Here is a 25,646-nt window from a genome sequence, read left to right on the forward strand (position 1 = left end):
CACTCTCCTCTTGTAGTTTTAATGACCCATTGGCTTCTCATCTCGCGTCCCTAGGACGATCGGGACATGCAATCCCCGTTACTGAGTCCATCACACTGGAGGAACTCTACGGACCAGAGTGGACTGAGTTTTCGCTCGTGTGCCCATACACTCCGTATCAAACAGTCAAAGAAACACTTATGGTTGATGATCCCCCTGTGCCAGAACACGGCTTCGACGATCACGAAAACTTCCTCTTTCTTAGAGGAAAGGGCGACAGCGAACAATGGGTGAGGTTCTCTCGACAGGCTCTCGATCTGTGTTCTCCATCAAGTCCGCCTTCTGTAATCATGGAGTCAACGACAGTTGCTCTCAGTTTTTCTCTGGATAATCCGGGTAGTGCTTGGACTCTAACCGGCTTGAACAAGTAGTCATATGGGCTCGCTGCTCCTGGGCAGTATCGGGGACACTCAGATTGGGGTCAGCGTGCACGCGACGACCGATGCAGCATCCTGTTTAATAAAGCACTTATAGAAAATATTTTCTAGTGATTGCGCATGCGCGTCCACCACTAAGGAAAGACTGGTACCCATGAAACCAATCAATGATCTACTCGCTACTCACGGTGTGCCTGTTTATGATCCTGACGATGCAACCTTAAGTAGTGGCGAGCACGCCCAGGCGATCATCGTCGCGGCCCCTCTGCTCGCAGCTGCGGAATCATCTATGTGTCCAGACGTGGAAGTACCGACCTACAGGTCGCGATATCCCGGTGTTTTCGGTGAGTGTTGCGCTAGCTGGCGACCCATTGCTTTTGACTTTTCGGTCCGATAGCCTAGGAATCCCCTATACTTCCCCATCCGAAAGGACCTGACACGATGAAAAAGCCCCTAGCTCTCATCGGCGCCACCGCACTGCTTGTGACAGCAGCCCCCACCGCCAACGCTGAAAACAGCACAGCGCACAACACCAACCAGGGCTCGACCACCGATCTCAATGAGCTCGTCGTCGACTCGCCTATTTACGGCATCATTGCCATCCCAGTCACGCTCTCATCTATCGCGCTGTCGTTCCTCGGTATTCCTCAGTGCGGTTTGCATGACACCCGCGGATGCAAGAGGGGTTAAGGAGCCAAAGCCCGACCTCCAGCTTTTACCTTTATACAAATAGCCCGCTAGCCCAGCTTTTGGGTTGGCGGGTATCCATGTGACGCCCTTTGCCACTTCTCCCAGCAAAGCTCTGGACGTATCAGCACCTCCTCTTTTGGTGTGGATTCTATGTGTCCAGACGTGGAAGTGCAGACCTGCAGGTGGTGGTGTGCCGGGGCTGTTGGGTGGGTGTTTCGCCAGCTGGGTGTGTCGCCTTTTGGGTCTGTACTTTTACATCGGCGGGGTTGATGAAGTGTCCCGGCGTGGGTGCGGTGGGTTTGTGGAAAACCGGAAGAGACCGTTGAAGCGGTGTTGCTTCAACGGTCCCTTTTCGTTGTATTTAGTTGTTTGTTTGTTGTTTGGTGTCGGCGGTTTCTTACTCTCCCACAACCTCCCGGTTGCAGTACCATCAGCGCGGGCAGGCTTAGCTTCCGGGTTCGGAATGGGTCCGGGCGTTTCCCTGCTGCTATAGGCCACCGACAAACACTCGAGGCAATTCATGCCTGGTTGCTGGTGTTGTGTCAGATACTGTGTAGTGGACGCGAGCAACAGTGACGATTGTCTTTATGTTGTTTGTGTTTATTCCCCAAACCCTAAGGGTTTGGTGTGTTTGTTTTGGTCTATTAGTACCAGTAGCCTTCGCACCTTGCGGTGTGTCCAGGTCTGGCCTATCAACCCCATCGTCTTTAGGGGACCTCAAATGAAACCTCATCTTAAAACAGGCTTCCCGCTTAGATGCTTTCAGCGGTTATCCCTTCCGTACGTAGCCAACCAGCGATGCTCCTGGCGGAACAACTGGCACACTAGAGGTACGTCCGTCCCGGTCCTCTCGTACTAGGGACAGCCTTCTTCAAGTTTCAACGCGCGCGGCGGATAGAGACCGAACTGTCTCACGACGTTCTGAACCCAGCTCGCGTGCCGCTTTAATGGGCGAACAGCCCAACCCTTGGGACCTACTCCAGCCCCAGGATGCGACGAGCCGACATCGAGGTGCCAAACCATCCCGTCGATATGGACTCTTGGGGAAGATCAGCCTGTTATCCCCGGGGTACCTTTTATCCGTTGAGCGACACCACATCCACAAGTAGGTGCCGGATCACTAGTCCCGACTTTCGTCCCTGTTCGACATGTCTGTCTCACAGTCAAGCTCCCTTGTGCACTTACACTCGCTACCTGATTGCCAACCAGGCTGAGGGAACCTTTGGGCGCCTCCGTTACATTTTGGGAGGCAACCGCCCCAGTTAAACTACCCACCAGGCACTGTCCCCAACCCAGATCATGGGCCAAGGTTAGATGCTCAATCCGATCAGAGTGGTATTTCAACAACGACTCCACACGTGCTGGCGCACGCGTATCATAGTCTCCCACCTATCCTACACAAACCGAACCAAACACCAATACCAAGCTATAGTGAAGGTCCCGGGGTCTTTTCGTCCTGCCGCGCGTAACGAGCATCTTTACTCGTAGTGCAATTTCACCGGGCCTGTGGTTGAGACAGCAGAGAAGTCGTTACGCCATTCGTGCAGGTCGGAACTTACCCGACAAGGAATTTCGCTACCTTAGGATGGTTATAGTTACCACCGCCGTTTACTGGGGCTTAAATTCTCAGCTTCGCCAACAAAGTTGACTAACCGGTCCTCTTAACCTTCCAGCACCGGGCAGGCGTCAGTCCATATACATCAACTTAACGTCTTCGCATGGACCTGTGTTTTTGATAAACAGTCGCTTCCCTCTATTCTCTGCGACCCCACAACCCACCACCAGCGCAMAGACTGGTTTAAGTCGTGTGGTCCCCCTTCTTCCGAAGTTACGGGGGCATTTTGCCGAGTTCCTTAACCACAGTTCACCCGAACGCCTTAGTATTTTCAACCTGACCACCTGTGTCGGTTTAGGGTACGGGCCATACATCCACATCGCTAGAGGCTTTTCTCGACAGTACTAGATCACCAACTTCACCCCAATCGGGCTACGCATCACGCCTCAGGCTATACGGTGTGCGGATTTACCTACACACCACCTCACACGCTTACACCAACAATCCACTAAGCGGCATGGCTACTACTCTGTGTCACCCCATCACTTGAACCACACATCAGGCCCCACGACATCAACAACCAACGTGTTCAAAGAACACATCAATCATATCCGCGGTGGTTAGTATCAGTGCTTTATCATGGGCGCGGACATACGGGTACCAGAATATCAACTGGTTATCCATCGACTACGCCTGTCGGCCTCGCCTTAGGTCCCGACTCACCCTGGGAAGACGAACTTGACCCAGGAACCCTTAGTCATCCGGCGGGAAGGATTCTCACCTTCCAATTCGTTACTCATGCCTGCATTCTCACTCGCACACACTCCACGCCTCCTTACGGTAACGCTTCMAMACATGCACGACGCTCCCCTACCCAATAACAAGTTATTGCCGCGGTTTCGGCGGTGTGCTTGAGCCCCACTACATTGTCGGCGCAGGACCACTCGACCAGTGAGCTATTACGCACTCTTTCAAGGATGGCTGCTTCTAAGCCAACCTCCTGGCTGTCTTCGCGATCCCACATCCTTTTCCACTTAGCACACCCTTAGGGGCCTTAACCGGCGATCTGGGCTGTTTCCCTCTCGACTATGAAGCTTATCCCCCACAGTCTCACTGCCGCACAACACRATTGATGGCATTCGGAGTTTGGCTGACATTGCTAAGATTGTAGTCCCGCTCAACCAACCAGTAGCTCTACCTCCACCAAGCTAATGCGACGCTGCACCTAAATGCATTTCGGGGAGAACCAGCTATCACGGAGTTTGATTGGCCTTTCACCCCTACCCACAGCTCATCCCCGCAGTTTTCAACCTACGTGGGTTCGCGCCTCCACAGCATCTTACTGCTGCTTCACACTGGCCATGGGTAGATCACCCCGCTTCGGGTCCAGGACATGCCACTAAAACACCCCATTAGGATTCGGTTTCCCTACGGCTACCCCACACGGGTTAACCTCGCGACATGCCGCTGACTCGCAGGCTCATTCTTCAAAAGGCACGCCATCACACACAAAAAAAGGTGCTCTGACGGATTGTAAGCACATGGTTTCAGGAACTATTTCACTCCCCTCCCGGGGTACTTTTCACCATTCCCTCACGGTACTCATACACTATCGGTCACACTAAGTATTTAGGCTTACCGGGTGGTCCCGGCAGATTCACAGCAGATTCCACGAGCCCGCTGCTACTCGGGCACCCAACCACACAGATGCTGAAGTCTTCAACTACGGGACTATCACCCTCTTTGGCAGGTGTTTCCACACCACTTCGCCTAACAACAACACCCACGCAAACCAGTGGTAGCTAGCTTAAAATCGGGCCCCACAACACCGCACACACAACCCCTACCAAGTATCACATGCATACGGTTTAGCCTCATCCACGTTCGTTCGCCACTACTAGCAGAATCATAATATTATTTTCTCCTCCTACGGGTACTGAGATGTTTCACTTCCCCGCGTAAACCCCCACAACAGCTATGAATTCACTGAAGGGTAACACCCCATAACAGGTGCCAGGTTTCCCCATTCGGACATCCTCGGATCAACGCTTTATTGACAACTCCCCGAGGCTTAACGCAGCCTTACACGTCCTTCATCGGCTCAGCATGCCAAGGCATCCACCATGCGCCCTAAATAACGAACACACAACCAACCACACACAACAACAACACTAAAAAGCGCCATCATCACTATGCGGCCGGCGTGAACTACACAAAACACAAAAGAACAGAAATCACACAAACCACACACCCACCACCAACCAACAAACGTCAGTAAAAGCAGTGGCAAGCATGCAGTTTAATGCTCGCGTCCACTATACAGTTCTCACACAACACCCCACACCACAACCACCACCAAGCAACAAGGCTTCGACAGTGTGTTACCAGCATGGGTTACAACCAGGGGATAATGCCCCAGACACCCAACAATGCACCAAGTACTTCAAAAAGAATCACGTGTTGGTTAATCAACCATCCGGTTAACAATCATTCTGGTTAAGGTGTATCTCCACCCGATTAAAAAAGGCGGCAGCAGAACAATCGTCTACTCAACCACCACACACAACATAGTGTGTCAACACCAACTGGTGTTAAAAAATAATGCTCCTTAGAAAGGAGGTGATCCACCCGCACCTTCCGGTACGGGTACCTTGTTACGACTTCGTCCCAATCGCCGATCCCACCTTAGACAGCTCCCTAACAAGTTTGAGCCACTGGCTTCGGGTGTTACCAACTTTCATGACGTGACGGGCGGTGTGTACAAGGCCCGGGAACGTATTCACCGCAGCATTGCTGATCTACGATTACTAGCGACTCCGACTTCATGGGGTCGAGTTGCAGACCCCAATCCGAACTAAGACCGGCTTTCAGCGATTCGCTCCACCTCACAGTGTCGCTGCGCGTTGTACCGACCATTGTAGCATGTGTGAAGCCCTGGACATAAGGGGCATGATGATTTGACGTCATCCCCACCTTCCTCCGAGTTAACCCCGGCAGTCTCTCATGAGTCCCCAACCAAATGCTGGCAACATAAGACAAGGGTTGCGCTCGTTGCGGGACTTAACCCAACATCTCACGACACGAGCTGACGACAACCATGCACCACCTGTACACCAACCACAAGGGAAACTACATCTCTGCAGCGATCTGGTGTATGTCAAGCCCAGGTAAGGTTCTTCGCGTTGCATCGAATTAATCCACATGCTCCGCCGCTTGTGCGGGCCCCCGTCAATTCCTTTGAGTTTTAGCCTTGCGGCCGTACTCCCCAGGCGGGGCGCTTAATGCGTTAGCTACGGCACAGAAGACGTGGAAGCCCCCTACACCTAGCGCCCACCGTTTACGGCATGGACTACCAGGGTATCTAATCCTGTTCGCTACCCATGCTTTCGCTCCTCAGCGTCAGTAACTGCCCAGAGACCTGCCTTCGCCATCGGTGTTCCTCCTGATATCTGCGCATTTCACCGCTACACCAGGAATTCCAGTCTCCCCTACAGCACTCAAGTTATGCCCGTATCGCCTGCACGCCCGGAGTTAAGCCCCGGAATTTCACAGACGACGCGACAAACCACCTACGAGCTCTTTACGCCCAGTAATTCCGGACAACGCTCGCACCCTACGTATTACCGCGGCTGCTGGCACGTAGTTAGCCGGTGCTTCTTATACAGGTACCGTCACAAAAAGCTTCGTCCCTGTCGAAAGGAGTTTACAACCCGAAGGCCGTCATCCCCCACGCGGCGTCGCTGCATCAGGCTTCCGCCCATTGTGCAATATTCCCCACTGCTGCCTCCCGTAGGAGTCTGGGCCGTATCTCAGTCCCAATGTGGCCGTACACCCTCTCAGGCCGGCTACCCGTCGACGCCTTGGTAGGCCATTACCCCACCAACAAGCTGATAGGCCGCGAGCTCATCTTGCACCGAAAAAACTTTCCAACCACCACACTAAAGGCAGTTCCTATCCGGTATTAGACCCAGTTTCCCAAGCTTATCCCAGAGTACAAGGCAGATCACCCACGTGTTACTCACCCGTTCGCCACTCGAGCACCCCTGCAAGCAGAGGCCTTTCCGTTCGACTTGCATGTGTTAAGCACGCCGCCAGCGTTCGTCCTGAGCCAGGATCAAACTCTCCACAAAAAAGGCCGTGAAAAGCCCAAACCTAAACAAAAAGACAAACCAACACAAACAACACCACCAAAAGCAGCATCATCTGAACTGGCACATCCAAAAATTACATAAAGAAAAAATCAACAACCAACCCCCAACCCGACGGGGCACAAAGGAGGCTGGCCTAGTCAGAAGATTTTTAAACAATACGCCCAAACAACTTACTGTTATTTACAATGACGCCGCTTGAAAAAGCGCCATCCGGCATACACCAACCATGCCGCACACACAGCACAACACAGCCAGAACAATAAAAACCAACCAACACAAAAAAGTACATTGGCACACTATTGAGTTCTCACACATCATCCGCACACCACAAGAAAATTAACCAAACGTTAACCTCCCGCAAGCGGCCCGAACAAGCCTACCCAACCAACCCACACAAGTCAAAACCAACCCAGCAGGCAGCCAAACAAACCGTCCAGCATCTACCACCAGTTAACCTCCCGGCTACCTCGCGGCGACTCGAATTAATATACGCACACCCCCAACAAACAACAAATCCCCAGTACAACCGTGGGGTTGGACCGGGGAGACGTCGCCAAGCAATGCCCTTTAGTGCACTGCTTTTTAGTAGAGCGTTTCTTCTTGGGTGCGCTCGATAGTTGCGCCCAGAGCCTGGAGGTTCTCGACGAAGTTGGGATAACCGCGGTCGATGTGGAAGACATCGTGCACCGTAGTTGTCTCATCAGCGCACAAAGCGGACAGTACAAGACCCGCTCCAGCGCGAATATCGGAACTCCACACATGGGTAGAAGACAATCGCTCCTGACCACGGATCACCACATGGTGGCCGTCGACCTGTGCATCCGCACCGAGACGCAGCATCTCATCGACGAACCGAAAGCGAGACTCAAAGACATTCTCCGTGATGATGGAAGTACCCTCCGCGACCGCGGACAGACCAATGGCTATGGGCTGAAGATCCGTGGGGAATCCTGGATACGGCAACGTCTGATAGTCCACGGCAGAAGGCCGACGGTTCATGCGCACGCGGAAACCATTGACGTAGGCGTCAACATCAGCGCCGGCAGACTTGAGTTTCTCCAGGGGGAGGTGGAGGTGCTTCGGTGCAATACCGCCGACAGTAATGTCACCCTGCGTCATCACCGCTGCATAGGCCCACGTACCGGCAACGATGCGGTCACCGATAACCTCATGTTCGGTGGGGTGCAGCTTCTCCACTCCCCTAATGGTGATAGTGGATGTACCTTCACCTTCGATATCCGCACCCATCTGCTTGAGCATGAGACAGAGATCCACAATTTCGGGCTCGCGGGCAGCGTTGTGCAGTTGCGTTTCACCCTCAGCGAGGACCGCCGCGGTCAAGATGTTCTCTGTTGCACCGACCGAAGGGAAGTCAAGCTTGATGCTGGCTCCACGAAGGTGTTCGGCCTCAGCAACAACAGCGCCGTGTTCAATACGGGTTTGGGCGCCGAGCTTTTCCAAGCCGGATTGGTGCATATCAAGGGGGCGAGAGCCGATGGCATCACCGCCGGGAAGCGCCACCTTGGCGTGGCCACACCGCGACGTGAGGGGGCCGAGCACACACACAGATGCGCGGAACTGACGCACGGCGTCGAAGTCCGCGTTGGAATGGAGCTCGGCGGGAGTCGTAATGCGCACCGTGTGTCCCTCAATCTCCACCGAGCAGCCAAGGCCCTCGAGGACCTTGCGCATGAGGGGGACATCGAGAATCTCAGGACAGTTGGTCAGCGTGGTGGTGCCTTCCGCCAACAACGCTGCAGCCATAAGCTTCAGCACACTGTTCTTGGCACCGTCCACCTTGACGGTGCCGTGCAGGCGCGCCCCACCATTGACAATAAATTGGTCTTTCACGCCCACCCAACTTACCTATGATCAGGGCAGCGCGCCGATACGGCGGGCTGCATTCACCGCTTCATAACGGGTATGAGCTCCGAGTTTACGCATGACAGAGCGAAGATAGGACTTCACGGTCTCGGCGCCAATGCCCATTTCTTCGGCCGCTTCCACGTTGGTGTGGCCAAGAGCCACGCACGAGAGAACATCGAGCTCGCGGGCGGACAGCTTAGTGGACTGCTTGACGCGTACTGGGGAGACCATCTGGTCACACAGAGCCTCTAGTTCTTTGCGCAAATCCTCATCAGACACGCGGTTAGCCAGCATGCGCAGCTTAGAGTGCGTAGAACGCACCTGCTCCCACTCGGCACCGTTCATGACGTGGCCGCGGGCAGCGCCACCCTTGCCGCCATCAGCACGGCGAAGTGCAGAGTTCACAGCGAGATCCTGCTCGAGGCAGCGAGCGGTCATGGTGACCTCTTCAATGACTTTGTCACCCAAGCGCACCGGGGAATGGACGCCGACATAGAGGACGCCGCGGATCTCACGCTGGACAGTCACAGGCACTGCCACAATGGAGTGCAGGCCTTCGTCCTGAATGTAGCGGTCATTCTCATGGCTAATCGTCGTGGCACGGGTGTAATCAGAAACACCGACTGCCCGGCGGGTGCTAACTACGCGCCCGCCGACGCCCACGTTGGCGTCGATAACCAAGTTTTGCAATGCCGGAGTACGCAGGCCTACCCACTGGGTAATCTGCAAGCGATTATCCGGCAGCAGGGTTCCGTACATAGTGACGGGAATACCCGTAGCAGTCTTCAGTGACGACAGCGCTGCGCGTACAGCCTCGTCATCATCCTTGAGTCGATGCGGCTCCATGAGACTCTCTCTTACTCGGGGGTAACCAGCAGGTGCACCCAAATCCCCCGCCGTAAACGGGGGTAGGCGAACACTGTTTGTGAAGTATAACCGGCCGACGGGGGTAATTCTAAATCGCGCCACGCAGCTCGCCGCATCCAAATCCCACACCCGATGCCCGAATGCTCTGTTCAGAATTTATATACCACTTTGTCTACTAGCGGGGTGTAAGGTGTCTGCTGTACGTCAGAACAAATTTATGAGGGAGTCCACATCGTGACTGTTTACAACAACATTCTGGAGACCATCGGCGGTACCCCGCTCGTGCGCCTTAACCGCCTGACCGAGGGCCTTGGCGCTGAGGTGCTGGTCAAGGTTGAGTCTTTTAACCCAGCAAACTCTGTGAAGGACCGCATTGCCAAGGCGATTGTCGACGCTGCCGTGGAATCCGGCGAGCTCAAGCCGGGCGGCACCATCGTAGAGGCTACCTCCGGCAATACCGGTATCGGCCTGGCTCTCGTCGGTGCGGCACAGGGCTACAAGGTCATCCTTACCATGCCGGAAACCATGTCCAACGAGCGTAAGGTGCTGCTCCGCGCCTACGGCGCTGAAATTGTCCTGACTCCGGGCGCTGCTGGCATGAAGGGTGCAGTAGAAAAGGCAAACGAAATTATTGCCGAAACCCCGAACGCCATCCTGGCCTCCCAGTTCGCTAATGAGGCTAACCCCAAGATCCACGAGGCGACCACCGGCCCGGAGATCTGGGATGACGCTGAAGGCAAGGTCGACGCCTTCGTTGCCGGCGTCGGCACCGGCGGCACCGTCACCGGTGTCGGCCGCTACCTGCGTTCCCAGAACCCGGATACGTACCTCGTTGCTGTCGAGCCCTCCGATTCCCCAGTTCTGTCCGAGGGCAAGGCTGGTCCGCACAAGATCCAGGGTATCGGCGCCAACTTCGTGCCGGAGGTTCTCGACCGCGAGATTCTCAACGAGGTTCTCACCGCAACCACCGAGGAATCCGTCTCCACCGCACGCAAGCTCGCTACCGAGGAAGGCCTTCTCGTGGGCATTTCTTCCGGCGCCAACGTCTCCGCTGCCCTGAAGCTGGCTGCCCGTGACGAGTTCAAGGGCAAGACCATCGTGGTGGTTGCTCCGGACTTTGGTGAGCGCTACGTCTCCACCATCCTCTTCGAGGACATCCGCGAGGCCTAATCGGTAGTGGTCGCAACACGTGCCACCACGCTGCGACCTCTCATAGTTAACAATGACAAGCGCCCTCTGTGCTAGGGGGGCGCTTTTTCTTTCTAGATAGGATGGTTCGCATGCACATTTTGAGGATGATCCGCGAAGACCTCGCCAATGCCCGCGAGCATGACCCGGCGGCGCGTGGCGACGTCGAAAATGCTGTAGTTTATTCCGGCCTTCATGCCATCTGGTCACACCGTATTTCGCACCGAATGTGGAAGCGTGGATGGCGAAGCCCGGCCCGAATTTTAGCGCAAATAAACCGCTTCTTTACCGGCGTTGAAATTCACCCCGGCGCCACCATTGGTCGCCGCTTCTTCATCGACCATGGCATGGGAATTGTCATTGGTGAGACTGCTGAGATTGGTGATGGCGTCATGCTTTATCACGGTGTGACGCTGGGCGGCCAGGTGCTCACGCAAACCAAGCGCCACCCCACCATTGAAGACAACGTCACGATTGGTGCGGGCGCCAAGGTACTCGGCCCTATCACGGTGGGCGAAGGCTCGGCTGTGGGCGCTAACGCCGTCGTGACGAAGGATGTGCCGCCGAATCACATCGCCACGGGAATCCCTGCCACCAACCGCCCTCGCAAGAAGGAAGAGTGCATCAAGCTGGTGGACCCGGACTACTACATCTAGAGGTTGCCCTCACGAGTGGTGAGCGGCTGGTATTCGGGGTTCTTCGCAATGAAACCGGCCACTGCGCTGCACGTGGGGACAACCTGGCGAGCAGCGGTGGAGTCATCATCCAAAGCAGCCTTGATAAGAGGCTTGGACAGTCCCTGCCCTTGGAAGGCCTCATAGATTTCGGTGTGGTGGAATTCGCGTGTTGTCGCAGTATCGGCGTACTCGGCGAAGCCTGCCTCTTCGCCATCGACGGTAATAACGAAACGGGACTGATCGGTTTGGTGCGCAACTGAAGTAGTCATAGTCCCCATTAAACCAAAAAGCAGTACGGGACAATCAAACAACAAAAGAACCCCCTCCATTTCTGGAAGGGGTTTTCTCTTGTGGCCAGAGCCAGGATCGAACTGGCGACCCCACACTTTTCAGGCGTGTGCTCTACCGACTGAGCTATCTGGCCAGAAGCCACAAGGACTTCGGCGACCCTGACGGGACTTGAACCCGCGACCTCCGCCGTGACAGGGCGGCGCGCTAACCAACTGCGCCACAGGGCCATTTTTAATTATCTCTTGTGCGCTGGGCACGAATAAGTACTCTACACAAGGGTTAAGAAACTCACCAAATCAGCACGTCAATAGAACCTTTCGAAGGTTTCCAACCATTGTCGTTACACCGCTGTCATTCGCCCTAGACCTAAAACTCTTCCCCGATAGAGGAACCACCCCTTAAGCCGCCCGCAAGGAGTTAGTCGATCCTCCGCCATCCTCTTCCCCAACCCCAGATCGTCGAACAACAGAAAACGACTCACGCCCCGAAGCTCGTCATACACAACGATGCTTCGGGGCGTGCCGATGGCGACCCTGACGGGACTTGAACCCGCGACCTCCGCCGTGACAGGGCGGCGCGCTAACCAACTGCGCCACAGGGCCAAATATTCACATATCTACCAACACAGAGGTGTTGGTACCCCCAACGGGATTCGAACCCGTGCCGCCGCCGTGAAAGGGCGGTGTCCTAGGCCGCTAGACGATGGGGGCCCGTTGCCGTTCAGGCAACTTCGTAAAAATATACTGGAGATATCCTCAGTTGACCAAATCGCCCCGACAGAGAGGCAGAAAACCATGGCTGAACAGCGCGAAACCTGCTCGTGCCACGAGCCCGGTGTGCATGGCTATAACTCCGATAGTGAGCAGAAGGCTAGATATTTGGCCCGCCTCAAGCGCATCGAAGGCCAGACTCGCGGTATTCATCGCATGATTGATGAAGACCAGTACTGCATTGACATCATCACCCAAATCTCAGCGGTAACCTCTGCCCTCGAGAACGTCTCCCTCGCGCTCCTTGAGGACCATATTGAGCACTGTGTGACCGGAGCTGCCGCCGAAGATGAGCATGTGGCCGCAGAGAAGCTTGAGGAGGCTATGCGCGCCATTCGGAAGCTGGTCAAGAGCTAACCGGTAAAACTGGAAAGAGCCGCCCGAAGGCGGCTCCACCGTGGGCCCTGCGGGGCTCGAACCCGCGACCTGCGGATTAAAAGTCCGTAGCTCTACCAACTGAGCTAAAGGCCCAACGCCCTTCCATAGTAGTCGGTGGGCTTGAAGAAAAGGAAATGGCCCCCACTTCAGCAGTGAAGGCCACGGTAGAGCGCGCTTATTAACCGCGCATGTCACCCTTCTCCATGAAGTTCACCTGGAATTCAAAGGCGGTCTTCAGGTCGTGCGGGGTGTGCTGGAACTTGTTTTCCTTCGCACGCTCGAAGTACTCCTCCAGCAGCGGACGGTAGTCCGGGTGAGCCACGGCGATGACCTTCTCCACACGCTCCTTCGGGGCCAGGCCACGCAAGTCGGCAACACCGTACTCGGTGATGATGACCATGGTGTCATGCTCAGTGTGGTCGGTGTGGGACACGAACGGAACGATGGCGGAAATTGCACCATCCTTAGCTACCGACGGGGAGACGAAGGTGGAGATGTACGCGTTACGGGTGAAGTCACCGGAGCCACCGGTACCGTTCATGATGCGGGAGCCGGAGACGTTGGTGGAGTTGATGTTGCCGTAGATGTCGCCCTCAATCATGCCGTTGGAGGAAATCAGGCCGACGCGGCGGATAACCTCCGGGTGGTTGGACACCTGCTGCGGGCGCAGGATGATGTGCTTGGCGTAGCGCTCAGCCTCAGCGTTCATCTTGTCTGCGTACTCCGGGGACAGCGCGAAGGAGGTAGCGGAAGCGACGGTCATCTTGCCAGCATCAATAAGGTCGAGCATGCCGTCCTGGATAACCTCGGTGTACGCCTGAATGTTCTCAAACTTGGAGTCCAGCAGGCCGGCCATCACGGCGTTCGGCACGTTACCCACGCCGGACTGCATGATGAACTTGTCATATTCGAGGCGACCAGCGGCAACCTCGCCCTCAAGGAACTCGATGAAGTTTGCAGCGATCTTCTCGGAGATCTCGTCCGGAGCCTTAAACGGTGCGTTGCGGTCTGGGGCGTCGGTCTTGACAACGGCCACGACCTTCTCTTCCGGAATCTCAATGTAGGTGGTGCCTACGCGATCGGCCGGCTTGGTGATCGGAATCGGCTGACGGTTCGGCAGCTTTTCAATCTTGTAAATGTCGTGCATGCCCTCGAGGTTCTCGGACTGCCACTCGTTGACCTCGATGATGATCTTGTCAGCTGCATCGATGTACTCAAGGTTGTTACCCACGGCGGAGGACGGAACGATGTTGCCGTTTTCATCGATGCGCACGGCCTCAATGATCGCTACCTGGAAATCACCGTAGAAGCCCTCTTCGACCTGCTGGCCCGAGTGGGACAGGTGGATGTCCTGGTAGAGGGCCGAGCCGTCGTTAAAGCGGTTACGCAGAGCCGGATCGGAGTTGTACGGGGAACGGAAGCGGATGGCGTTGGCCTCTGCCAGCACACCATCGCAATCCGGAGCGGTGGAGGCGCCGGAGAATACATCAATCTTAAATTCCTCGCCAGCCTCGTGAGCAGCCTTAGCCTTCTCAGCAATAGCGGTGGGCAGGGCCTTGGGGTAGCCGGCACCGGTAAAGCCGGAGATACCCACACGGTCACCGTGGTTGACAAACTGTGCAGCCTCGTCAGCGCTCATAACAAGCTTCTCAAACGGTGCGTACGCGATTCTCTCAGACATTAAATCCTCCTTTGTGTACGGAAAGGGCCTAGGTTACGGCTCCATCCACTTAGTTACATGCACCACATTAGCGAATGCGTGGAGAGTTTACCGCACTCTTCGCAAAACTGTGCATCCCCTCTCTATCCCCGATTCCCACACTGTGTCCGAACCAATCGTGGCCGCGCGCCAATTTGCCACCCCACCCTCCTACCGCGCACAATGAGCTGCGTGACTCTTGCGATCGGAAAAATTCAGCTCACTTCCCCCGTTGTTCTCGCCCCCATGGCTGGCGTGACCAACGTGGCTTTTCGCGTGCTGTGCCGCGAGCAAGAGATCGAAAAAACCGGAACCGTATCCGGACTCTATGTGTGCGAAATGGTTACTGCCCGCGCGCTCGTGGAGCGCAACCCGAAAACCATGCATATGACCACCTTCGATCCGCAGGAGAATCCGCGCTCCCTGCAGCTGTACACCGTGGATCCGGAGTACACCTATAAGGCTGCGAAGATGATTGTGGATGAAAATCTGGCGGACCACATTGACATGAACTTTGGTTGCCCGGTGCCTAAGGTGACACGCCGCGGTGGCGGCTCGGCCCTGCCTTATAAACGTCGCCTTTTCGGCAATATTGTGGCAGCAGCGGTTAAGGCTACCGAGGGCACCGATATCCCTGTGACGGTGAAGATGCGCGTAGGCATCGACGATGAGCACCACACACACCTTGACGCGGGACGCATTGCGGTGGAGGAAGGGGCGTCGGCAGTCGCTCTCCACGGTCGTACCGCAGCACAGCGCTACTCCGGCCATGCTGACTGGAACGAGATTGCACGCCTCAAGGAGCACCTGGCCGATACCGGTATTCCGGTGCTGGGCAACGGCGATATCTTCAAGGCCAGCGACGCCCACGCCATGATGGCGCAGACCGGCTGCGACGGCGTCGTCGTCGGGCGCGGCTGTTTGGGTAGGCCGTGGCTGTTCGCGGAGCTGTCCGCACACCTGCGCGGCGAACCAGTCCCGTCTGAGCCCACGCTCGGCGAGGTCACCCGGATCATGACCCGCCACGCGGAGCTCTTGGCGCAGCACGAGGGCGAGCGCCAGGCCAGCCGCGATATCCGTAAGCACATTGGCTGGTACCTGCGTGGATTCCCTGTCGGCGGCGAGGTTCGGGCGGGTCTTTCGCGCGTTAATTCCCTTGAGGATCTGCGCGAACTCCTCGCACCGTGGTCCGACTCCCCTGCGCTTGCCGACGACGCCGATGGTGCCCGTGGACGCCAAGGCTCCCCCGCCAAGGTAGTCCTTCCTGAGGGCTGGCTCGACGATCCGGAGGATGCGACTGTGCCCGAGGGTGCAGAGTTGATGCACTCTGGCGGCTAATAGAGGGTCACCAAAAGTTGCACATCCCTCCCCGCATTGTTCTTCACCGAGCGCTAGACCAAAAAATCAGTTAGGCTACAGGCCATGCGCGCCGCTTACCGTGAACAGCTGGATAACTTTGCCCATGACCTGATCATCATGAGCGATACTGTCCACAAATTGATGACTCTAGCCTCCCAGGCCCTGCTTGAGGGCGCCCTCCAGCCAGCCGAGGAGGCCCTCTCACTGCGCGAAGACCTCGATGAAGTGCGCGAACGCTGCGAGGACCGCGCGGTCTCCCTCTTGGCCTTGGAGAACCCCATGGCCAAAGATCTCCGCCAGGTCATCTCCTCTATCTACATCGTGGAGGATTACTACCGCATGGGCCGCTTAGCCCAGCACATTGCCACGAGCGCACGCCGCCGACACCCTGAGATCGTCGTTCCCACGGAAATTTTGGGTTTCTTCGAGGAGTACGCGCGCCTCGTTCTGGACATGTCCTTGGGCCTCAAGGAGCTCCTTATCACCCGCGACCCGGAACTCGCGCTGCATCTCACCGAGGACGACGACGCCGTTGATGACATCAACCACCACCTGCTGCGCATGTTGACCCAGCGTGAGTGGAATGGCTCCGTCCGCCAGGCAGTCGAGACGTCGCAGCTTTCTCGTTACTACGAGCGCTTCGCCGACCACTGCGCATCCGCTGCTGGCCGCATCATTTACCTCGCCACGGGTTTGGATCCTGAGCGCTACATGCACAAGCGTGATGAAGAAAAGCGCGAGGCAGAGATGGAGGCCCGTATGGCTGAGCTCGAGCGCCAGTTCCACCGCTAACAGCGCTAGGTTGTTCGCACGGCTCAGCCTGGGAAACGCCGCACAGCATCGCGCGTTCCGCCCACAACGAAGCCACAACGACCCAACGGCCCCCTCCTAGACCTTTGAGGTCCGGGAGGGGGCCGTTGCGGTGGAAAGAATCTCTGCGGCTTAGCCGAAGCGGCCGGAGATGTAGTCTTCGGTGTCCTTCTTGGACGGGTTCTCGAAGATCTTGGTGGTGTCATCGAACTCCACGAGGTGGCCCGGCTTGCCGGTGGCCTCCAGGGAGAAGAAGCCAGTCTTATCGGACACACGAGCTGCCTGCTGCATGTTGTGGGTCACGATAACGATGGTGAAGTTCTCCTTCAGCTCGTGGATGAGGTCCTCCACGGCCAAGGTAGAAATCGGGTCGAGCGCGGAGCACGGCTCGTCCATGAGGAGAACCTCCGGCTCCACAGCAATCGCACGAGCGATGCACAGACGCTGCTGCTGACCACCGGAAAGGCCGCCGCCTGGCTTGTCCAGACGGTCCTTAACCTCATCCCAGAGGTTAGCGCCGCGCAGCGACTTTTCAGCAACTTCCTTCAGCTTCTTCTTGTTCTTTTCGCCGGAGAGCTTCAAGCCGGCAACGACGTTGTCCTCAATGGACATGGTCGGGAACGGGTTAGCCTTCTGGAAGACCATGCCGATGGTGTTGCGAACAGACACCGGGTCCACCTTGGAACCGTAGATATCCTGGCCGTCCAGAAGGATCTCGCCCTTCACGTAAGCACCCGGAATGACCTCGTGCATGCGGTTGAGGGTGCGCAGCACGGTGGACTTACCGCAGCCGGACGGACCGATGAACGCGGTGACGGCCTTCGCCGGGATCTGCATGTTGACGTTCTGTACGGCGTGGAAGTCACCGTAGTAGATGTTCACGTCATTGAGCTCAAGCTTGGACATGAGTAATGCTCCTAGTGTGTAAGTAGAGAGTGGTTACGGTTACTTCTTGACGGAGAACTTCGCCGAAATGATGCGCGCGCCAATGTTGAGAATCGCGATGAGGATAACCAGCGTCAGCGCTGCACCCCACAGCTTGTCCAGCACGGCCGGCTGTGCGCCGGACTTGTACATATCCAGCATCATCAGCGGCAGGGAGGACTGTGCGCCCTTGAACGGGTCCCAGTGGATGGAAGACGTGGAACCGACCAACACCAGGACCGGTGCGGACTCACCCATGATGCGGGCCACGGCCAGCATGATGCCAGTGACGATGCCGGACAGGGCAGTCGGCAGAACGATGCGGGCGATGGTCTTCCACTTGGGGACGCCCAGAGCGTAGGAAGCCTCACGCAGGTCCATCGGGACCACGCGGAGCATCTCCTCGGTGTTGCGGACAACAATCGGAATCATGAGCAGCACCAGCGACAGGGCCACGGCCATGCCGGAGCGCTTGAAACCAAAAATGGTAATCCACATGGCGAAGATAAACAGCGCCGCAACGATGGACGGGACACCGGAGAGGATGTCCACCATGAAGGTGGTCAGACGGCTCAGGAGGCCGCCCTTGGAGTACTCCACCAGGTAGATGGCGGTGAAGATACCAATCGGCACGGAGATGAGGGTGGCGATGATGGTCTGCACGAAGGTACCGATGATGGCGTGGGCGGCACCGCCGCCGGCCTCGGTATCGAGAATGCCGCGCTGGGAGCTGGTCCACCACTCCGGCGAGATGACTGCACCGGCGCCGCGGACGATGAGCTCGTAGAGAACCCACAGCAGCGGGATCATGGCGATGATCATCGTCGCCCACACCAGCACTGTGGCGACGTTGTTGGTGGCCTTGCGGCCGGCGGAGATATCCAGGAAGGTCGGGCCGGAGGAGGCCGGGACGGAATTGGTAGTCGTAGTCGTAGTCATTCTTCGTCCCTCCTTACTTGCTCTTCACGATGGAGCGGGCAATGGCGTTGACCAGGAAGGTCAGCAGGAACAGCATGAGGCCTGCGGCGATGTAGGCACCGGCGCGCATCTCATTACCAAACTCGGCGGCTGCCAGGGCGATGGCAGTAGCGAAGGTCGTACCACCGTCGAACAGGGAGAAGCGGAAGTCCACCAGCGGGGAGACGACCATGTACAGAGCCATGGTCTCACCCAGCGCACGGCCCAGACCCAGCATGGAGCCGGCAATGTAGCCGGACATACCGAACGGCAGAACAGTCATTCGGATGACTTCCCAACGGGTAGCACCCAATGCCAGGGCAGATTCGATCTGACCAGGAGGGGTCTGAACAAAGACCTCGCGGGCGGTGGCGGCAATGATCGGGAGGATCATCACGGCCAGCACGATGCCACCGGTCAGGATGTTGCGGCCAGTCGCAAAGTTCGGGGAGTTGTCGTAGACCTTGAACAGGAAGAAACCACCAGCCCAAGAGTGAAGCCAGGTGTACAGGCCGGACAGTGCCGGGCCGAGCACCTGCCAGCCCCAGAGGCCGTACACGATGGACGGCACAGCGGCGAGCATGTCCACCAGGAAGCCGAGCGGCTTGACCAGCTTGGCCGGGGCGTAGTTGGACAGGAAGATGGCGATACCAAGTGCGACTGGCATCGCGATGATGAGCGCCACCACGGAGATGAGAACGGTGGAGCCGAACATTGTCGGGATACCGAACTTCATGGCGTCGGTGTTGGTGGTCTCCCAGCGCTCACCGTAAGTGAAGAAGCCCCACAGGCCGCCCTCGTTGACGGCGAGGGACGGCACTGCCTGCAGGATCAGGAAGGCTGCGATGGCAGCGATCATCACCGTAATCAGCGTCGCGGAAGCGGTGGAGAGGAACTCGAATACGCGGTCGCCCGGGCGCTTAACGCCGGACTTCACAGCGGGTTCGGTTGCTACGTTGGCATCGTTCTTCGACACTGCCGGCTGGGACGTTGCGATAACGTCCTCCTCGGCTGACGACGCCGTAGTGAGATTGTTGTCTGCCATGAGACTACGAAATCCTTTTCAACGGAAGCAATTAAAAATATGTGACATGCCAGCGCCCCCAAAGCGCTCGTAACGGGCGGATTGGGGGCGAAAGCGGTGCTAGGCAGTGCGCCTAGCGGCAGCTATCACGCGCTAAGCGCTCTTACTGGATAGCGTCAACAGCAGCCTTCAGGCGCTCCAGGTGGTCGCCGGAGACCGGGATGAAGCCGGCGTTCTCCAGGTCCTCGTTCTGGTTGTCCAGAACGGTGTTGAAGAAGGCCTTGACCAGAGCGGAGGTCTCCTCATCGTAGCCAGCGGAGCAGACGATGTTGTAGGTGGTCAGGATGAGCGGGTAAGCACCCTCGTCGTCGGAAGCGAAGAGCTTCTCGGAGTCAACGACCATGTTGTGCTCGGAGCCGGTCTCCTTGAAGGCCAGGTGGTCCAGGGCAACGCCGACGGACTCGGAGGAGAGCTCAACCGGGCCGTTACCGAAGTCGATCTTGGCGATCTTGACGCCGTCGCCTTCCTTCTGGTGTGCGTAGCCAGCCTCAACGTAGGTGATGGCACCGTCAATGGAAGCAACCTGGTCAGCAACACCGGAGGAACCGTTAGCGCCCTCGCCGACAGCGTCAGGGAACTGCTTGCCCTCGGAGTCCCAGTTGCCGGTAGCGGACTTCAGGAACTTCTGGAAGTTGTCGGAGGTACCGGACTCGTCGGAACGGAAGATGACGGTGATGTCCTTCTCCGGCAGGTCGGTGCCCTCGTTCTCAGCCTTGATGGCGTCGTCGTTCCACTTGGTGATCTCACCCTTGAAGATCTTGGCCAGGGTGTCGGTGGAGAGGTTGACCTCGGTGTCACCCAGGTTGTAGGCGATGGCGACCGGGCCGATGGTGGTCGGCAGGTGCCATGCATCGTTGCCGCCACAACGCTCCTTGGCAGCCTCGATCTCGCCCTTGTCCTCCTTCAGCGGGGAGTCAGAGCCAGCGAAGTCAACGGTGCCGCCGTTGAAGGCCTTAACACCAGCGCCGGAACCGGAGGAGGTGTAGGAGAAGTTAGCATCCGGGTACTCACCCAGGAAAGCCTTCTCAAAGACGGACATAGCGGACTTCTGGGAAGAAGCGCCTTCGCCGGAGAGGTCGCCGGAGACTTCCTTGGTCTCGGCGGCGTCAGAGCCACCCTCAGCTTTGTCAGAACCAGAGTCGTTGGAGTCGTTGCAGGCTACGAGAGCGGTGGAGGTAGCGGCGACAAGGCCGAAGATAGCGGCGGTGCGCTTGAAGTTGCGAATCACGGGAAACCTTTCCGGTGCGGATACAAGAGAATGATTGTCCGAGGAAACCGTCCACTGCCCCACCGGGGCGAGCACGATTAACTCACGAGAGGTAAAGCTATCCCGAGCGGGTTAACCACACAGGGATCAAGAGGTGAACAATCGGTTAACTTGTACCAAAAGGTCGTGAGACTAGTCACTTACTGACCAGACGCAGTGTTCCTCCGCGACAGAGAAGCCCAAACGTTCATAGGCCTTAACCGCCGGCTGGTTATCCGCCTCCACATACAGGATTACCTTGTCAGCGCCTTTATCCTGCATGCGCTGCAGTCCGGCAGTGAGCAACGGGCCGCCCAATCGGCGCCCGCGGTAGTCCTGGCTAAGCCCGACAACATAGACTTCACCGAAAGCTGGAGTGTCCTCTGTGTGCCATTTCAGCCAGTGGAAGCCGGCCATTGTGGCTGGCTCGCTGGGTGCGGCAGCGCCGTCCTCCTCCCACAGGAAAAGCACGTCGTCCGGATCGAACCACTCGGCCTCCATGCCGCGGTGCAGTCGTTCCAGATCCCAACCGCCTTGCTCCGGATGCCAGGAAAAGGCCTCATTGTTGGCGCGGACCCACTCTGTCTCCACGTGCTCGCGGCCGTAGCGCTCGACGGATTCCGTATAGGACAGAATCGTGAGCCCCGTTGACAGGGAGGGCCACGCCGCGGCCGCGCGCAGTGCCTCGCCATCAATACTCATCACGAGCAGGCGTCTGACAACGTCCATCCCACACTTCTTCGCAAGTGCCTGCGCAGCCGGGAGGTTGCCATGGGCCCAGACCTGGGGATGGTCCGGGAGGGCGGCGACAAGTGCTTGCCCCACGCCACGGCCACGGTGCTGCGGCGCAACGACGAGCTCCACCGACTCCCCATCGCGCGCGGCGACACCCACAATCTCGTCCCCTTCCGTGGCGAGTAGGTGCTCGTGACCCAGACGAGTATCCCGCAGACCGAGAAGAAACTGCTCGGACAGAGGATCAATGCCATCCTGGGCGGCAGCGGCACGGGCAAGTTGTTCAACCTGCTCAGCCAAGTCTGTGTGCTGCGGCAGACTGCTGTTCTCAATATTCATGCTTCCCAGCCTACGTGCGGTAGAAATAGAAGGGTGACCGTCATCCATCTCAGCCGCACCACCGTGCGCCTCGCCGCAGTGGCAGGCGTGGTGTTGGCCGCATGGCTGGCGGATTCTGCGGTGGCCATGCATGCAGAACACACCGTGGCGCAACAAGCAAAGGCCAGCTCACAGCTCGAAAACTCACCCGATGTCTACATCGGCGGCGTTCCCTTCACCGCAGCGGCAGTCACTTCAGAGATTCCCTATATCGAGGTCAACTCCTCTGACGTCGAGGTGCCCAAGCTCGGCATGGTCAATGCCTCCACCACTCTGCGTGATATCACCATCCGCCCCGAACAACTCTTCAACGGTGACTTAGAAGGTTCACCCGTATCGACCTACACGCGCAGCATCAGCCTCGATGGCGTTGCACTTGGCCGCTTGCTGGGCATCACGGATTTATCCATTGCCAATCCCGACAACATCTCCCCCACCGGTGGTTTATCCGCCGAGGCCGAACTCACCGGAACACTGCCCGGTGATACCACCAAGTCCACGGCTGCTGTCACGCTGCGCCTCGTCGGCCCGGAATTTCGAATGAGCGTGTATGGCACTGACGATGAACGCCTCAAGAAAGCCTTCAGCCTAGTGCTTGATACTCGCCAACTGCCGCTCCCGTCACAAGCAACGTCGGTGAAGCTGCACGGCGGATCAATTTCCTTTGAGGTGCAGCGCCGCAACATCACGTTGAAGGCAACCCAGCTCTCCCCTCTCGAGATCGATGGCTCGGAGGAGAAAGCCGTGGAGGACGCGGCGCAAAAAGCCCACGACACCGCCAACGAAGTGGGCAGCGCCCCAACAACGCCTCCCAGCTGGCGCCAAAACTAACGGGCCGTGGATTGTGCCATCCCCCGGTGTCCACACCACCGCTGTACGTGGTACGCGCTTTATTTGATGCGGATGAAGTCCCGCAGCACTTCCCGGATGGTGCGCTGTGAGGCTGGGCGCGGATCAATAGGAGCGAAAACTTCCAGCGCATTCGGCACTGATTCGATGTGCACCTTGGTGAAGGTACCTTCGGATTCACCATCGGCCTGGAAGCGGTGCGGCTTTGGGCAGTCCAAGTCCACTTCGGCGGCATCCTCAAAGTGCAATGTACGGGCATCCGTGATTTTGTTCAGCCAGTGACGGTGATCCACACCGAAGAGGTGGAGAACTCCCACCAACCCATCGAAACCGTGAAGGTCAGAGACTCCGAACAGGCCAAGACCTTGGTCGAAGGAATTGCGCGGATTAGTCACCACAGGAAGTGGGCCCAAGAAGGTCCACGGGTTAGTGTTCGACGTGAACATGAGCGGTACGTTCTCCGCCTCAAAGGTTTGTCCAGAACGCGATACTGCACGCACGTTGATGCGCGGCGGACGCACGCGGGCGCGCTGATAAGCCTGGAAAGCCACTGCAAGATAGCGCAGCGGGGTTGCAGAAAAGCCCTTCTCACGAGCGCGATCCACGCGGGCAAGAACGTCCGCGTCCAAACCGAACCCGGCGTTCACAGCAAACCAGCGGTCATTCCACGTTCCAAGGAACACCTCACGGCGAATGTCGCGGTCGAGCATGCGCGCTAGGACGTGCGCGGCTTCCACAGGAGTATTGGGGAACCCCAGTGCGCGCACAAAAACGTTGGCGGAACCGGTCGGAATCACCGCCAACGCTGGGATATCCTGTGGCGACGGGTGGGCCCGTCCATCCACCGGCCCGAGGAGGCCGTTAACAATTTCGTTGACGGTGCCATCCCCGCCGAAGGCCAGGATGACATCGAAATCTTCCCTGGTCATTCCCTCCACCATCTCTTCTGCATGGCCTGGGTAGTGGGTAAACTGCGTCAACAGGCGAAGCCCTTCCACACCGCGAATGATGGGCAGCACCTCTCGGAAGAGGGCTGCATTCTGGCTGGTGGAATTCGGGTTAGAAATGAGCAATACGCGCATGTCACCCAACAGTACTGGAGCCTAGTGGTGAGCGTCGGTGCGGCACGACTACGCTGGGGCAGCATGAGCGAACAGACGAATAACCAGAACCAGCCCGAAGACCGCCGCGGCGCCCACCCGGAGAACACCAAGATTGACGGCAACGAGGCCGTCAATCAGGCCGCGGAGGCATGGAAGGATGCCGCCTCGCGCAATATCCCCACCGTGACCGTGGCGGAGAACCCGCTGCCGGATGAGACCGCCAACCTGCGGCAGGGTCCATCCTTGCACGATGGTCTCTTGGGGCTCCTCCCCCTTGTTGGCGTGTGGCAGGGTGAGGGCCAGGCTCACAGCACCGACGGTGAACAGTACACCTTTGGCCAGCAGCTCATTATCGCCCACGATGGTGAGAACTACCTGACCTACACCTCCCGCACCTGGAAGATCGATACCGAGGGCAACCCCACCGGACCCGACGTCCGCGAGACCGGTTTCTGGCGCATCTCCCTCAAGGATGAGATCGAAATGACCTATACCTCTTCTAATGGAATCAACGAGATCTTCTACGGCTCCCTCTTCAATGAGCGCGCCTGGCAGCTCGAATCCGCTTCCACCATGGTCACCGAAACTGGCCCGACTAACCTGGGCCCGGGCAAGCGCATGTACGGTCTCATGCCAAACAACAACCTCGGCTGGGTCGATGAGCGCCTCGTCGATGGCGAGATGCGCCCCTTCATGTCTGCCGAGCTCACCCGCGTCGCAGGCTAAGCTCAGGCACCTGAGTGAAGGCGGGAGGGATCTGCTTTCGGGGTGGTTAGCGGGCCAGTGAGGCGTCGATAAGCGCGCGGATCTCCTCCACATTCCCTGGCGCCTTGAGTTTCACATCATCGAGGCGAGTCACCCGCACCGCGGTGCGCACGGAGGAGACCAGCCACACTGAGTCCGCTCCCTGCAGGTACTCCACGGTCAATTCCTTCGCTTTGCAGCGAAAGCCCTGCTTCGTGGCGTACTCAAAGAGCGCTGCCTGCGTGGTGCCAGGCAGGATTCCCTTGCCCGCCGGCGTGCGCAGTTTCGCACCTTTGACCGCCACGACTGTCGACGTCGCCCCTTCCAACACCAGCCCAGTCTCCGGGTCCGTGAAAATGACGTCATCAAACCCACGCTCGCGCGCCAAGCGCAGCGTAGCCATGGTGGCCGCATAGTTCAACGTCTTGGCTGGCAGCTCCTCCGCCACCTGCCACAGCCGCGGCGTGCTCATGACCTTGACACCGGTCTCGCGCTGTTTCAGCACGTCCTCTGGGATTTCCTGCACCACTACCCAGGCCGAAGGCACGCCCGTTGACGCCCGGCCGCGCGTGTACGTCCACGTGCACTTAGCCTCCGGAACCGGCCGTCCATCCGTCACCGGCCCACAAAAGTCCGTGATGGCTAGCTGTGTGGCCTTCTCCCACTTATGCATCGGCGGCTCTGGCAAGTCCAGCGCACGGGCCGACTGCGCGAAACGCTCGGCATGACGCTGAAAGTTCGCCGCCTTGCCATCACGCACGAGAAGCGACTCAAAGATGCCATCACCACGGGTTACCGCAGCATCATCCCAGTGAACCAACGGCAGACTGGGCATATGGCGCCGCACCGACCCACCAAAAGGTTCGACAACGTAGATGACCGGCTCTTTTCGGGGCAGAAGGCTCATAA

General features: G+C 57.7%; 19 protein-coding genes, 5 tRNA genes and 3 rRNA genes. 8 read left to right on the forward strand and 19 right to left on the reverse strand.

Features of this window, described 5'->3' with window-relative positions; genetic code table 11:
- The first annotated feature begins 857 nt into the window (after positions 1 to 857).
- Positions 858 to 1,106: a hypothetical protein gene (locus CSING_RS10730; protein WP_042532167.1), complete on the forward strand. Its 249-nt coding sequence runs from the start codon at positions 858 to 860 to the stop codon at positions 1,104 to 1,106.
- A gap of 384 nt (positions 1,107 to 1,490) precedes the next feature.
- Here the strand turns inward: CSING_RS10730 and rrf are convergent.
- From rrf to ramA, 5 genes are all read right to left on the reverse strand, one after another.
- Positions 1,491 to 1,608 (reverse strand): 5S ribosomal RNA (gene rrf, locus CSING_RS10735).
- Positions 1,609 to 1,731: 123 nt separating this feature from the next.
- Positions 1,732 to 4,806, reverse strand: a 23S ribosomal RNA gene (locus CSING_RS10740).
- 467 nt (positions 4,807 to 5,273) lie between these two features.
- Positions 5,274 to 6,791 (reverse strand): 16S ribosomal RNA (locus tag CSING_RS10745).
- Together the 16S, 23S and 5S rRNA genes form the textbook arrangement of a ribosomal RNA operon.
- 603 nt (positions 6,792 to 7,394) lie before the next feature.
- Positions 7,395 to 8,663 carry a UDP-N-acetylglucosamine 1-carboxyvinyltransferase gene (gene murA, locus CSING_RS10750; protein ID WP_042533432.1) on the reverse strand — a complete coding sequence of 423 codons (1,269 nt, stop codon included), beginning with the start codon at positions 8,661 to 8,663 and terminating at the stop codon, positions 7,395 to 7,397.
- A 21-nt stretch (positions 8,664 to 8,684) separates the two neighbouring features.
- On the reverse strand, positions 8,685 to 9,524 hold the full coding sequence (ramA, locus tag CSING_RS10755; protein ID WP_039676486.1) for an acetate metabolism transcriptional regulator RamA: 840 nt from the start codon (positions 9,522 to 9,524) through the stop codon (positions 8,685 to 8,687).
- A 255-nt stretch (positions 9,525 to 9,779) separates the two neighbouring features.
- Here ramA and cysK point away from each other — a divergent pair, with 255 nt between their 5' ends.
- Positions 9,780 to 10,715 carry a cysteine synthase A gene (gene cysK / locus CSING_RS10760; RefSeq protein ID WP_042532169.1) on the forward strand — a complete coding sequence of 312 codons (936 nt, stop codon included), beginning with the start codon at positions 9,780 to 9,782 and terminating at the stop codon, positions 10,713 to 10,715.
- 110 nt (positions 10,716 to 10,825) lie between these two features.
- Positions 10,826 to 11,389 carry a serine O-acetyltransferase EpsC gene (epsC, locus tag CSING_RS10765; protein ID WP_042532171.1) on the forward strand — a complete coding sequence of 188 codons (564 nt, stop codon included), beginning with the start codon at positions 10,826 to 10,828 and terminating at the stop codon, positions 11,387 to 11,389.
- On the opposite strand, the gene CSING_RS10770 is transcribed toward epsC, so the two are convergent.
- From CSING_RS10770 to CSING_RS10790, 5 genes are all read right to left on the reverse strand, one after another.
- Positions 11,386 to 11,688 (reverse strand): GNAT family N-acetyltransferase, encoded by a 303-nt coding sequence (locus tag CSING_RS10770; protein WP_042532173.1) that lies wholly within the window; start codon positions 11,686 to 11,688, stop codon positions 11,386 to 11,388. The two genes, epsC and CSING_RS10770, sit on opposite strands and share 4 nt — an antisense overlap.
- 73 nt (positions 11,689 to 11,761) lie before the next feature.
- Positions 11,762 to 11,834: transfer RNA gene (locus CSING_RS10775), tRNA-Phe, on the reverse strand.
- 20 nt (positions 11,835 to 11,854) lie between these two features.
- Positions 11,855 to 11,928: transfer RNA gene (locus tag CSING_RS10780), tRNA-Asp, on the reverse strand.
- A gap of 298 nt (positions 11,929 to 12,226) precedes the next feature.
- A tRNA-Asp gene (locus tag CSING_RS10785) sits at positions 12,227 to 12,303 on the reverse strand.
- Between the two features lie 32 nt (positions 12,304 to 12,335).
- A tRNA-Glu gene (locus CSING_RS10790) sits at positions 12,336 to 12,411 on the reverse strand.
- 84 nt (positions 12,412 to 12,495) lie between these two features.
- On the opposite strand from CSING_RS10790, the gene CSING_RS10795 reads away from it, so the two are divergent.
- On the forward strand, positions 12,496 to 12,828 hold the full coding sequence (locus CSING_RS10795) for a metal-sensitive transcriptional regulator (RefSeq protein ID WP_042532175.1): 333 nt from the start codon (positions 12,496 to 12,498) through the stop codon (positions 12,826 to 12,828).
- 41 nt (positions 12,829 to 12,869) lie between these two features.
- Here the strand turns inward: CSING_RS10795 and CSING_RS10800 are convergent.
- Positions 12,870 to 12,942 (reverse strand) — tRNA-Lys (locus CSING_RS10800).
- 85 nt (positions 12,943 to 13,027) lie between these two features.
- The gene (locus tag CSING_RS10805) at positions 13,028 to 14,530 is read right to left on the reverse strand and encodes an acetyl-CoA hydrolase/transferase family protein (protein ID WP_042532177.1); all 1,503 of its coding nucleotides are present in this window, start codon (positions 14,528 to 14,530) and stop codon (positions 13,028 to 13,030) included.
- A gap of 210 nt (positions 14,531 to 14,740) precedes the next feature.
- Between CSING_RS10805 and dusB the strand changes: the two genes are divergently transcribed.
- Together dusB and phoU are read left to right on the forward strand one after the other, a co-directional pair.
- On the forward strand, positions 14,741 to 15,886 hold the full coding sequence (gene dusB / locus CSING_RS10810; RefSeq protein WP_042532179.1) for a tRNA dihydrouridine synthase DusB: 1,146 nt from the start codon (positions 14,741 to 14,743) through the stop codon (positions 15,884 to 15,886).
- Between the two features lie 84 nt (positions 15,887 to 15,970).
- The gene (gene phoU, locus CSING_RS10815) at positions 15,971 to 16,699 is read left to right on the forward strand and encodes a phosphate signaling complex protein PhoU (RefSeq protein ID WP_042532182.1); all 729 of its coding nucleotides are present in this window, start codon (positions 15,971 to 15,973) and stop codon (positions 16,697 to 16,699) included.
- A gap of 150 nt (positions 16,700 to 16,849) precedes the next feature.
- Here the strand turns inward: phoU and pstB are convergent, their stop codons facing one another.
- From pstB to mshD, 5 genes are all read right to left on the reverse strand, one after another.
- The gene (gene pstB / locus CSING_RS10820; protein WP_042532184.1) at positions 16,850 to 17,623 is read right to left on the reverse strand and encodes a phosphate ABC transporter ATP-binding protein PstB; all 774 of its coding nucleotides are present in this window, start codon (positions 17,621 to 17,623) and stop codon (positions 16,850 to 16,852) included.
- 39 nt (positions 17,624 to 17,662) lie between these two features.
- Positions 17,663 to 18,580, reverse strand: coding sequence for a phosphate ABC transporter permease PstA (gene pstA / locus CSING_RS10825; RefSeq protein ID WP_042532186.1), 918 nt, complete (start codon positions 18,578 to 18,580; stop codon positions 17,663 to 17,665).
- Positions 18,581 to 18,593: 13 nt separating this feature from the next.
- Entirely contained in the window at positions 18,594 to 19,643 is a 1,050-nt protein-coding gene (gene pstC / locus CSING_RS10830; RefSeq protein WP_042532189.1) for a phosphate ABC transporter permease subunit PstC, read from the reverse strand.
- A 142-nt stretch (positions 19,644 to 19,785) separates the two neighbouring features.
- Positions 19,786 to 20,910: a phosphate ABC transporter substrate-binding protein PstS gene (gene pstS / locus CSING_RS10835; protein WP_042532191.1), complete on the reverse strand. Its 1,125-nt coding sequence runs from the start codon at positions 20,908 to 20,910 to the stop codon at positions 19,786 to 19,788.
- A 171-nt stretch (positions 20,911 to 21,081) separates the two neighbouring features.
- Positions 21,082 to 22,002, reverse strand: coding sequence for a mycothiol synthase (gene mshD, locus CSING_RS10840; protein WP_042532193.1), 921 nt, complete (start codon positions 22,000 to 22,002; stop codon positions 21,082 to 21,084).
- A gap of 33 nt (positions 22,003 to 22,035) precedes the next feature.
- On the opposite strand from mshD, the gene CSING_RS10845 reads away from it, so the two are divergent.
- Positions 22,036 to 22,872 carry an LmeA family phospholipid-binding protein gene (locus CSING_RS10845; protein ID WP_042532195.1) on the forward strand — a complete coding sequence of 279 codons (837 nt, stop codon included), beginning with the start codon at positions 22,036 to 22,038 and terminating at the stop codon, positions 22,870 to 22,872.
- Positions 22,873 to 22,931: 59 nt separating this feature from the next.
- On the opposite strand, the gene CSING_RS10850 is transcribed toward CSING_RS10845, so the two are convergent.
- Entirely contained in the window at positions 22,932 to 23,972 is a 1,041-nt protein-coding gene (locus CSING_RS10850; RefSeq protein WP_042532197.1) for a diacylglycerol/lipid kinase family protein, read from the reverse strand.
- A gap of 63 nt (positions 23,973 to 24,035) precedes the next feature.
- Between CSING_RS10850 and CSING_RS10855 the strand changes: the two genes are divergently transcribed.
- The gene (locus CSING_RS10855) at positions 24,036 to 24,719 is read left to right on the forward strand and encodes an FABP family protein (protein ID WP_042532199.1); all 684 of its coding nucleotides are present in this window, start codon (positions 24,036 to 24,038) and stop codon (positions 24,717 to 24,719) included.
- 46 nt (positions 24,720 to 24,765) lie between these two features.
- On the opposite strand, the gene CSING_RS10860 is transcribed toward CSING_RS10855, so the two are convergent.
- Positions 24,766 to 25,644, reverse strand: a complete 879-nt coding sequence (locus CSING_RS10860; protein WP_042532201.1) for an aminodeoxychorismate lyase — start codon at positions 25,642 to 25,644, stop codon at positions 24,766 to 24,768.
- Between the last annotated feature and the right edge of the window lie 2 nt (positions 25,645 to 25,646).

The sequence above is a fragment of the Corynebacterium singulare genome (assembly GCF_000833575.1).
GTDB lineage: Bacteria > Actinomycetota > Actinomycetes > Mycobacteriales > Mycobacteriaceae > Corynebacterium > Corynebacterium singulare.